This is a genomic window from Pseudoflavonifractor sp. 60, assembly GCF_009911645.1.
Taxonomy (GTDB): Bacteria; Bacillota; Clostridia; order Oscillospirales; family Oscillospiraceae; genus Lawsonibacter.
Genome location: NZ_QWKI01000149.1, coordinates 1 through 10,242 on the forward strand (window position 1 = coordinate 1; position 10,242 = coordinate 10,242).

General features: G+C 61.7%; 8 protein-coding genes. All 8 read right to left on the reverse strand.

Annotated elements, in window-relative coordinates:
- Nucleotides 1–405: 405 nt before the first annotated feature.
- Complete coding sequence (locus D1646_RS16160) at nucleotides 406–657, reverse strand: ATP-binding protein (RefSeq protein WP_160637461.1); 252 nt, start codon at nucleotides 655–657, stop codon at nucleotides 406–408.
- Between the two features lie 329 nt (nucleotides 658–986).
- Nucleotides 987–1,685 carry an L-ribulose-5-phosphate 4-epimerase gene (locus D1646_RS16165; RefSeq protein ID WP_160637462.1) on the reverse strand — a complete coding sequence of 233 codons (699 nt, stop codon included), beginning with the start codon at nucleotides 1,683–1,685 and terminating at the stop codon, nucleotides 987–989.
- A 55-nt stretch (nucleotides 1,686–1,740) separates the two neighbouring features.
- On the reverse strand, nucleotides 1,741–3,204 hold the full coding sequence (araA, locus tag D1646_RS16170; RefSeq protein WP_160637463.1) for an L-arabinose isomerase: 1,464 nt from the start codon (nucleotides 3,202–3,204) through the stop codon (nucleotides 1,741–1,743).
- Between the two features lie 68 nt (nucleotides 3,205–3,272).
- Nucleotides 3,273–4,799, reverse strand: coding sequence for an FGGY-family carbohydrate kinase (locus D1646_RS16175; protein WP_160637464.1), 1,527 nt, complete (start codon nucleotides 4,797–4,799; stop codon nucleotides 3,273–3,275).
- A gap of 12 nt (nucleotides 4,800–4,811) precedes the next feature.
- Nucleotides 4,812–5,864 carry a sugar ABC transporter permease YjfF gene (locus D1646_RS16180; protein WP_160637465.1) on the reverse strand — a complete coding sequence of 351 codons (1,053 nt, stop codon included), beginning with the start codon at nucleotides 5,862–5,864 and terminating at the stop codon, nucleotides 4,812–4,814.
- 1 nt (nucleotide 5,865) lies between these two features.
- Nucleotides 5,866–6,963: an ABC transporter permease gene (locus D1646_RS16185; RefSeq protein ID WP_347565235.1), complete on the reverse strand. Its 1,098-nt coding sequence runs from the start codon at nucleotides 6,961–6,963 to the stop codon at nucleotides 5,866–5,868.
- 5 nt (nucleotides 6,964–6,968) lie between these two features.
- Nucleotides 6,969–8,486 (reverse strand): sugar ABC transporter ATP-binding protein, encoded by a 1,518-nt coding sequence (locus D1646_RS16190; RefSeq protein ID WP_160637466.1) that lies wholly within the window; start codon nucleotides 8,484–8,486, stop codon nucleotides 6,969–6,971.
- Nucleotides 8,487–8,589: 103 nt separating this feature from the next.
- On the reverse strand, nucleotides 8,590–9,618 hold the full coding sequence (locus D1646_RS16195; RefSeq protein WP_160637467.1) for a substrate-binding domain-containing protein: 1,029 nt from the start codon (nucleotides 9,616–9,618) through the stop codon (nucleotides 8,590–8,592).
- Nucleotides 9,619–10,242 lie beyond the last annotated feature (624 nt).

The following is a 10,242-nucleotide window of genomic DNA, read 5'->3' on the forward strand; positions in this document are numbered from 1 at the left end:
TAGAAGTAGTGCCAGCCAGTCAATCCCCACCGGCTTCGCCGGGCCATAAAGCGGCAGACTAGGGTCGTCCCATCCTACTAAAGATACTTTACGAATTAGCGGACGCAATAGCCGTACACATACCCGAAACCCGCGAGCTGGCTTCCACCCCGAGGAGGGCTTCCGCCTCTCCCTGGAGCGGATGTTTTATGTTCAGAGTGGGAACAACGAAAATCCCCGGACACCTGCTCCAAGGCGTCCGGGGATTCCCGTTGAAAAAGAGGATTAAAATGAAACGAACTGTCTCTTGCAGATTCTATATTAACCGAAAGATATTAACAAATCCAACGTCAGTTGTTACAAAAGAATTAAATCCTCTAAAATGCCGCCGTCCACGTCGGAAATTTCTGTGGGGTTTATACAGCCCTACTGCTCCCCTGACAGGCGGAGGGGGAGGGAGATGGCAATCCAAGTGCCCTTGCCCTGCTGGCTGTTCACCTGAATGAAGCCGTGCATCGCCTCCACCAGGCGCTCGGCGATGGTCAGGCCCAGCCCCACGCCCTGAGTGCCGCTGATGGTAGAGGTCTGCTCACGCTCAAAGGGATCAAAGATGTGGGGCAGAAAGTCCGGACCGATGCCAATGCCCGTGTCCTGAATGCTGCCGCTTGATCGCCTCATGGCTCTCCATATCACAGTAATTCTGTTCCTTCATATCCTATCACCCCATCTCCCGTCCCGCCCGCAGGCGGCCTGGCCCCTTTGAAAAGGGGCTCCCGCGAAGCGGGCCGGGATTGACTGGCAGGCACTGCTTCTACTTGAAATCTGAAATAGAAGCAGTCGTCCTAAGACAATCCCCCGCCCTCGCTTCGCTCAGACACCCCCTTTACCAAAGGGGGCAAGGGGCTGCGCCGCTTGCGCGCCCCTGCTTCGCAGGGCTGATTTCTTCGCTCTCCATCCAAACGCGGAAAACCGCTCCTCCCGAAACACACCGGGAGGAGCGGTTTTTGTCAGCCTTGGCCGTAGTAGGCGCCGGGGCCGTGCTTACGGAAATAGTGTTTATCCTGATAGCGCTGGGGGGCGGGGACGGCGGCGGCCCGGACCTGCCGGGTGAGGATAGCCATCTTGGCCACTTCCTCCAGCACCACCGCGTGGTACACCGCCTGAGCCGGGTCTCTGCCCCAGGTGAAGGGGCCGTGGCTGGCGCAGATCACACCGGGGACGGCGTTGGGCTCGATGCACCGCTCCCGGAAGGTGTCCACGATGATGACGCCGGTATTTTTCTCATAATCCTCCTCCAGCTCCCCCTGGGTCAAGTGGCGGGCGCAGGGGATGGAGCCGTAGAAGTAGTCGGCGTGGGTTGTGCCGAAGCAGGGGATATCCTCCGCCGCCTGAGCCCAGGCCACGGCGTGGGGGCTGTGGGTGTGGACGATGCCCCCCAGACTGGTGAAGGCCTTGTACAGCTCCAGGTGGGTCTTGGTGTCGCTGGAGGGCTTCCACTTGCCCTCAACCCGCTGGCCTGTCTCCAGGTCCACCACCACCATGTCCTCGGCGGTCATGCCCTCGTACTCCACGCCGGAGGGCTTGATGACCACCAGACCCTTGTCCCGGTCGATGCCGGACACGTTGCCCCAGGTGAAGGTGACCAGGCCGTGCTTAGGCAGGAGGAGGTTGGCCTCCAAGACCTTTTGTTTCAGTTCTTCTAACATGATAGTTCCCCCTTTTTAATAATTCCTCCCCCGGCAGGGGAGGAATTATGTTCGTTTACTTCAGTTTCCAGGCCAGGTCGGACAGGAACAGGTCGTGCTCCAGGGACTCCACGGTGGTCTCCTTGCCGATGTGGACAAACTCGATGTCCAGCATGGTACACCAGTCCTTCATCTGCTCGGCGGTGACGTCGTAGCTGAGGACGGTGTGGTGGGCGCCGCCGGCGGTGATCCAGCACTCCACCCCGGTGGTGAGGGAGGGCTCCGCCTGCCACATCACCCGGGCCACGGGCAGGTTGGGCATGGGCAGGATGGGCTTGACGCAGTGGATATCCTGGCAGATCAGGCGCAGACGGCCCCCCATGTCGATGAGGCTGACCACAATGGCGTCCCCCTCCTTGCCCTCGAAGACCAGGCGGGCGGGGTCCTTCTCGTTCATGCCGATGCCCAGGTGGTGGCACTCAATGCGGGGCTTCTGGGCGGCGCAGCAGGGGCAGACCTCCAGCATATGGGCCCCCAGGGAGTACTCCTTCTCCGGCTCCAGGTTATAGGTGTAGTCCTCCATAAACAGGGAGCAGCCGTTGCCGTCCTCTCCCATGGCCTTCATAATGGCGGTCATAGCGGCCACCTTCCAGTCGCCTTCGCCGCCGTAGCCGTAGCCCTGGGCCATCAGGTGCTGGGAGGCCAGGCCGGGCAGCTGCTCCATGCCGTACAGGTCCTGGAAGGTGTTGGAGAAGGCCATACAGCCCTCGGCGTCCAGCATCTTCTTCATGGCGATCTCTTCCCGGGCCTGATAGCGGATGTGGTCCAGCTTGTCGGTGGCGATATCGTACTGGGACCTGTAGGTCTCCATCAGGGCGTCGATCTCCTCCTCGGTGACGGCGTTCATCACCTTCACCAGGTCGCCCACCGCCCAGGTGTTCACCTGCCAGCCCAGTTTGGTCTGGACCTCTACCTTGTCGCCCTCGGTGACGGCCACCTCACGCATATTGTCCCCGAAGCGCATGACCTTCATTCCCTTGGACACGGCCACGCCCACGGCGGCCTTCATCCAGCTGCCGATGCGCTTCTGGACCGCCTCGTCCCTCCAGTAACCGGCGATGACCTTCCGGGGAGCCCGCAGGCGGGCGCCGATGAAGCCGTGCTCCCGGTCGCCGTGGGCGGCCTGGTTCAGGTTCATAAAGTCCATGTCGATCTCCTCGTTGGGGATGGCCTGATTGTACTGGGTTGCAAAGTGGCACCAGGGCTTTTGCAGGCTGGCCAGGCCGTTGATCCACATCTTGGAGGGAGAGAAGGTGTGGCACCAGGTAATGATCCCGGCGCAGGCGTTGTCATAGTTGGCCTCCTTCACCACGTCGGCGATCTCCTTGTTGGTCTTGGCGGTCACCTTGTAGACCAGGGGGAAGGGGAGGGCCTTGGACAGCTCACCGGCCATCTCCTGGGCCCGGGCGGCCACCGTCTCCAGCACCTCAGGGCCGTACAGGAACTGACTGCCCACAACGAACCAGAATGAATAATTCATGGGATTTCCTCCTCATAGTTTTGATAGGGGCGGCCTGGGGCCGCCCGTTTGTTGTTGGGAATGGGGGGTCACAGGACCCGTACCGCCGTCTGCTCCACCTCCAGCAGGGCCTTATACCGCTGGATGTAGGCGTTGAAGCCCTCCACTGCGGCGGGGTCGGGCTGGATGGTGGAGCCGGTGGTCCCGGCGAAGACCCGGCTGGACAGGAAGTCCTCCAGGCGTTCCTCCTGGCCCCGGTTTAGCAGGAAGGAGGCCAGCAGCGCCATACCGTAGGGGCCGCCCTCTCCGGCGGTCTCCATGCAGGTGACCGGGGCATTGCAGGCGGCGGCCATATAGCTCTGGCCCACCACCGGGGTCTTAAACAGACCGCCGTGGCCGGTGAGGGAGTCGATGGCGACCCCCTCCTGAGCCAGAATGTCCATGCCGAGTTTCAGAGTGGACATGGTGGCGTAGAGCTGGGCCCGGAAGAAGTTGGCCAGGGTGAATTTGGTCTCGGGGGTACGGACCACCAGGGGACGGCCCGCGTCCATGTGGGTGACCCCCTCCCCGGCCAGATAGTTGCACACCAGCACGCCGCCGCAGTCCGGATCCCCCTCCAGGCTCTTCTCATAGAGCTTGGTGTACAGCGCGCCGGAGTCGGGGTCCGCTCCGAAGAGCCGGGCGGTCTCCCCCAGCACATTGACCCAGGCGTTGGTGTCGTTGGTGCAGTTGTTGCAGTGGACCATAGCCACCGGGGCCCCGGCGGGGGTTGTCACCAGGTCGATCTCCTCATACACCTTCGCCAGGGGCTTTTCCAGCACCACCATAGAGAAGATGGAGGTGCCGGCGGACACGTTGCCCGTGCGGGGGGCCACGGCGTTGGTGGCCGTCATGCCGGTGCCCGCGTCCCCCTCGGCGGGGGCGAAGGGGATGCCGGCGGGGAGGAGGCCCTCCAGCAGGGCCGCGCCCCCTTCGGTGAGACTGCCCGCCTCCTGACCGGCGGCCAGTACCTGGGGGAGCAGGTCCTCCAGCTTCCAGGGCAGAGCCGCCACCTTGGGCAGGGCGTTGAATTTGGCCATCATCCCGGCGTCGTAGTCCAGGGCGGCGCTGTCGATGGGGAACATACCGCTGGCCTCTCCCACACCCACCGCGTTCACGCCGGTGAGCATATAGTGGATGTAGCCCGCCAGAGTGGTGATGTGGGCGATGCGGGAGATGTGTTCCTCGCCGTTGAGCACCGCCTGATACAGGTGGGCAATGGACCACCGCTGGGGGATGTTGAAGCCGAAGAGCCCGGTCAGCTCCGCCGCGGCGGGGCCGGTGATGGTGTTCTGCCAGGTGCGGAAGGGGACCAGCAGCTTCCAGTCCTTGTCAAAGGCCAGATAGCCGTGCATCATGGCGGACACCCCGGCGGCGGCGATTTTTTCTCTGTTTTCTACTTTGGCGATTGCGGACTTTAAGCCCGTCCACACCTCCTCCAGGGAGTAGGTCCAGATGCCGTTCTCGTAGGCGGAGGCCCAGGTGTAGTCCCCGGAGGAGACGGGCTGGAAGGCTTCGTCAATGGTCACCGCCTTAATGCGGGTGGAGCCCAGCTCAATACCCAAACAAGTCTTCATCCCGGTCCCTCCTTACTGCTTGCTGGTGTTCTTGCGCAGCAGCACCACGCTCTGAACCACCAGGAAGAGACAGAGCATTGCCGCCACGGTGATGTTGGACCACCAGGCCTCATCAAAGCCCAGGGAGGAGACGATGCGCTTGATGGTGTTCAGGCTGAGCACACCGAAGAAGGTGCCCAGCACATTGCCCACGCCGCCGGTGAGCAGGGTCCCGCCGATGATGGAGGAGGCGATGGCGTTCATCTCGTCCCCCGCGCCGTTGGCCACGTCGCCGCTGCCCACATGGAGGAAGTAGAGGATGCCGCCCAGACCGGCCAGCACGGAGCACAGCACATGGGCCAGGAACTTGGTCCGGCGCACGTTGATGCCCAGCATATTGGCGCTCTGGTTGTTGCCGCCCACGGCGTAGAAGGAGCGGCCCAGCTTGGTCCAGCGCAGCATACAGAACAGAAGGACCACCACCAGCAGCGCGATGATCACGCCCACCTCCACATAGGCGGGGATGTACTGGCCCAGCTTGTTGGGGGAGCCCAGACCGGGAACGGTGATGCGGGTGTCCTTCACCGCCAGAAAGCCCTCGTTGGTGACCCGGACGGGCTCCTTGCTGACGATGGTGGTCATACCCTTGGCAAAGAACATACCTGCCAGGGAGACGATGAAGGGCTGAATGCCCAGGTGGGCCACCAGGAAGCCCTGGACCACGCCGAAGGCCAGGCCGATGCCCAGACCAATGAGGATGACGGTGGCCATATTGCCGCCCTGCTGCTCCAGGTTTACCGCGCAGGTCATGCAGACCAGACAGGTGACGGCGCCCACACTGATGTCAATGCCGCCGGTGATCATAACCACGCTCATGCCGCAGGACAGGACGATGAGGGCGGCGTTGTTGTTCAGGATGTTGAGGAAGTTCTGGGGCTTGGCAAAGCTGCCGCCCAGGGCGAAGACCGCGAACAGGTACAGCAGGAAGAAGACGACAATGGTAATGGAGAGCAGCAGTGTGGTGTCGGTCATAGCGGGCCGGTCCTTGAGCCGTCCCTGCTTGTCAAGTGCAGTTCCCTTCGGCATATCAGGACACCTCCTTCGCAGCTTTGGCGGGGGCTTTCTTCATGTTGGCCAGTTTTTCCCGCACCACCGGGGCGCTGAGCACCACCAGTAGAATGACCACCACGGCCTTGTAGGCGGGCAGGGCGGTGGAGGGGACGTCGTACTTGTAGAGGGTAGTGGTGAGGAACTGGATCACGTAGGCCCCCAGGATGGAGCCGTAGATGTTGAACTTGCCGCCGCTCAGGGCGTTGCCCCCCAGCGCCACCGCCAGGATGGCGTCCATCTCGATATTCTCGGCGATGCGGGAGTAGTTGATGGAGCCGCTGCGGCTGACCCGGATGAAGCCGGCCAGAGCCACGCACACCCCCAGGATGACATAGGTGAGCAGCTTGATCAGCTTGGGGTCCAGGCCGTTGAGCCGGGAGGAGTTGGCGTTGATGCCCACCGACTGGGTGTACAGTCCCAGGGTCGTGAACTTCAGGATCAGCCAGAAAGCCAGGATCACCAGGGCGGTAATAAAGATGGGGGTGGGCACGGGGATGCCGGGGAGGAAGGTGCCCGCGTATTTAAAGGCCAGGTCGTTGATAATGGGCAGCTGGTTGTTGTTGATCCAGGCGGCGATGGAGCGGCCCGCGGTGTACATGATCAGGGTTGCCACCATGGGCTGGATGTTGAAGTAGGCCACCAGCGCGCCGTTGAAGGCGCCGCAGAGCATGGTAGCCAGAATGCCGATAAGCACCGCCAGGATCAGGGGCATCTGCATGGTGTCCGCAGAGACCTGTCCACCGCAGACCATCCGCAGGATCACGCTGCCGGCAATGGCCATGGTGGCGCCCACGCTGATGTCCTGTCCGCCGGAGGAGGCGGTGACCAGGGTCATGCCAATGGCCAGGATGACCAGCTCAGAGGCGTTGTCCAGCACCGAGACGATGTTGCCGCTGAGCACCGGGTTTCCCAGGCTGTTCTCCTTGATGGAGACCATGAAGAAGGAGGGGTCTGCAATCAGGTTGAACAGCACCAGCAGAACCAGGGCCGCAACGGGAATAAACAGCTGCTGCCGGGTCAGACGCTTGAAGAGGCTCTCGTCGGGCCGCCTCACTTGGGTTTCGGGGTTTTTCACGGTACTCACTCCTCGTCACCTCCTGCGATAGTCGCCATGATCTTGGTCTGGGTCAGGTCCTCGCCGGTGAGCTCGCCCACCAGCTTCCGGTCCCGCATGACCAGCAGACGGGAGCAGGTGCGCAGCATCTCGTCGATCTCAGAGGAGATGAAGGTGACGCTCTTGCCCTTCTCCGCCAGGTTCAGGACCAGCTTTTGGATCTCGATCTTGGTGCCGATGTCAATGCCCCGGGTGGGCTCGTCCAGGATGAGGTATTTGGGGTCGGTGAGCAGCCACCGGGCCAGGATGCACTTCTGCTGGTTGCCGCCGGACAGAGATTTGATGGGGGTGTCCGCCGAGGCGGTCTTGATCTCCAGCAGCTCAATGTAGTTGTCGGCAAAGGCCTCCGCCTGGGCCCGGGAGATGGGCCGGAAAAAGCCCTTCATCACCTGGTAGGCCAGGATAATGTTTTCCCGGACGGACAGATCGCCCACAATGCCGTCCCCCTTCCGGTCCTCGGGCAGGTAGCCGATGCCCTGCTTCATGGCGTCCAGGGGCTTTTTGATCTTGACCTCTTTGCCGTCCATCTTCACGGCGCCGCCGGTGACGTGGTCGGCGCCGAAAATGGCCCGGACGCACTCGCTGCGGCCGGAGCCCAGCAGTCCGGTAAAGCCGTTGACCTCCCCCTTGCGGATGGAGAAGTCGAAGGGCTTGATGCCGGCGCTGCTGCACAGGCCCTGGGCCTCCAGCACGGGGGCCCCCTTCTGGTCTGTGGCCACGCCCCCCGACTCGCCCTTGATATCGGCCATATCGTCCAGCTCCTTGCCCAGCATCTTGGACACCAGCTGGACCCGGGGCAGGTCCTCAATCACGTACTCACCCACCAGCTGGCCGTCCCGCAGAACGGTGATCCGGTCGCAGACCTCGTAAACCTGCTCCAGGAAGTGGGTCACGAAGATGATGCCCACTCCCTTGGCCTTCAGGTCCCGCATCAGGCCGAAGAGCTTCACCACCTCCTGCTCGTCCAGGGAGGAGGTGGGCTCATCCAGGATCAGCACCTTGCATTCCATGTCCACCGCCCGGGCAATGGCCACCATCTGCTGTACCGCGATGGAGCAGGAGCCCAGCTGCTGCTTCGGGGTTGCGGGGATGCCCAGGGAGTCCAGGATTTTGCCCGCCCCCTGGTTCATCTGCTTCCAGTTGGTCACAGACCCCTTGGCGCGGCCGATGTACATGTTCTCCGCCACGCTCAGGTTGGGGCACAGGGTGATCTCCTGGTACACGGTGCTGATGCCCGCGTTCTGGGCGTCCTGGGGGGAGCGGATCACCGCCGCGCCCTCAATGCCCCTGATGTGGACCTCGCCCCCGTCCTTGGGGTGTACGCCGGTGAGCACCTTGATGAGGGTCGACTTGCCCGCGCCGTTTTCCCCCATCAGGGCGTGGATCTCCCCTTCCCGCAGGGTAAAATCCACGTCCTGAAGGGCGCGCACGCCTGGGAAGTACTTGCAGATGCCGCGCATTTCCAATACCGCGCCTTCCTGCATAGGGATACGCCTCCATTCCTTTTAAAATGCAACACGCGGCGCGGCTGACATGCCGCGCCGCGTGTCGGGTCACGTGATATGATGTTATTTCAGCTTGTGAGGATCAGGTGCCGTAAGTAGCCACGTCGTCGGCGGTGATGGTGGCGGCGTCGAAGCCCTGCTCGGGGGTGTAGATAATCTTCTGAGCGGGGGCGGTACCGTTCATCAGGTCCTTGATGATGGAGTCAACAGTCTCGGCCTGGAGGGGGTTGCACAGGCCCATGTAGTTCCAGCTGCCCTCCAGCACGGCCTCCATGGCCCACTTGTCGCTGTCAAAGCCCATCACGATCACGTCGCCGTCCTTGCCGTGGGTGATGCCGGCGGCGTCCAGGGCGGCCACGGCGCCCCGGGCCATGCCGTTGTTCTCAGCATAGATCACGTTGAAGGGCTTGCCGGAGTCGATGACGGACTGGGTGATGGTGCGGGCGGTGGCCTCGTCCCAGTCGGCGGTCTGCTGGGTGACGTAGTTCCAGTTGGCCTCAGCGTTCACCTTCTCGTCCAGAGCGCCAGTGCGGCCCAGCTGGGCGTCAGAGCCCATGTGGCCCTGGATGTGGATGATGTTGTACTCGTCCAGACCCTGGGCGGCCAGCCAGTCCACGGCGGTCTTGCCCTCGGCGGGCATATCGGAGACAACGGCGGCCACGTACATACTCTCGTCGGCCTCCAGCATACGGTCAAAGAGGATGATCTGGGTCCCGGCGGCCTGGGCGTCCTGGAGCACGCTGTCCCAGCCGGTGGTGGAGGCGGGGGAGAGGAGCAGGAAGTCCACCTCGTCCTGGATCATCTGCTGGGCGGTGGCGATCTGCTGGGCGGCGTCGTTGTTGTTGTAGAAGGTGGTCTTGTAGCCGTTGGCCTCGGTGAACATGGCCCGCATGGCGGCGTCGTTGGCGGTGCGGTAGCCGGACTCGTTAGGGTCGTTGTTGATGACGCCCACGGTGATCAGGTCGCCGGAGGGAGCGGGCGTTCCGGCGCTGCTGCCGCCGGAGGGGGTACCGGCACTGCTGCCGCCGCCGCTGGAATTGTTGTTGCCTCCGCAGGCGGCCAGAGACAGGGCGAGCGCCGCGGCAAGAGCGATCCCGAGAATCTTCTTCATTTTCATTTTATTTCCTCGCTTTCTAAAATTTTGGCGCTGGGGTTTGAAGCTGGTATCAGTATACCAGTTGTACGGTATTCCGTCAAGAATTTGTACCGGCTTTTTTGGATTTCCCGGTTTTAAACAATACAAATTATCGAATCGTATTTTAATAAATAAGTACAAATTATGAACTTGGAAAAATAAGTGGTACATTGGGCGCTTTTGCAAAAAATAGCCAAACATTTCAACGGAAAAGTGAGAAAGGCGGGCTGAAAATCTCCCCGATTTTTCTCCGTCACTTTACACAAAATTCAATTTATTCCTGGGGATATTCTGGACCTGTGACAAACTTGAATAAAAGGACTCCCCTCCTTCTCCGGCGGATTGTGCAAAAAATGACAAAGCCCCTGGGGCCTTTTCTGCCCCTCCGGGGCGGAGGTCAAAGGGCGTGAGAACAAATTCTTTCATTCGTAAAGTGTCTTTTGCAGGGTGGGACGGCCCTAGTCTGCCGCTTTATGGCCCCGCAAAGCGGTGGGGATTGACCTGCTGGCACTGTTTCTACTTATTAAAAGCTCAAATAGAAGCAGATTTCCTAAGACAATCCCCCGCCCTCGCTTCGCTCGGGCACCCCCTTTCAAAAGG

What these genes read in the sequence shown, in the direction of transcription:
- D1646_RS16160 (WP_160637461.1), bottom strand. Translation starts at nt 657, where the DNA reads ATGAGGCGATCAAGCGGCAGCATTCAGGACACGGGCATTGGCATCGGT.
- D1646_RS16165 (WP_160637462.1), bottom strand. Translation starts at nt 1,685, where the DNA reads ATGTTAGAAGAACTGAAACAAAAGGTCTTGGAGGCCAACCTCCTCCTG.
- araA (WP_160637463.1), bottom strand. Translation starts at nt 3,204, where the DNA reads ATGAATTATTCATTCTGGTTCGTTGTGGGCAGTCAGTTCCTGTACGGC.
- D1646_RS16175 (WP_160637464.1), bottom strand. Translation starts at nt 4,799, where the DNA reads ATGAAGACTTGTTTGGGTATTGAGCTGGGCTCCACCCGCATTAAGGCG.
- D1646_RS16180 (WP_160637465.1), bottom strand. Translation starts at nt 5,864, where the DNA reads ATGCCGAAGGGAACTGCACTTGACAAGCAGGGACGGCTCAAGGACCGG.
- D1646_RS16190 (WP_160637466.1), bottom strand. Translation starts at nt 8,486, where the DNA reads ATGCAGGAAGGCGCGGTATTGGAAATGCGCGGCATCTGCAAGTACTTC.
- D1646_RS16195 (WP_160637467.1), bottom strand. Translation starts at nt 9,618, where the DNA reads ATGAAGAAGATTCTCGGGATCGCTCTTGCCGCGGCGCTCGCCCTGTCT.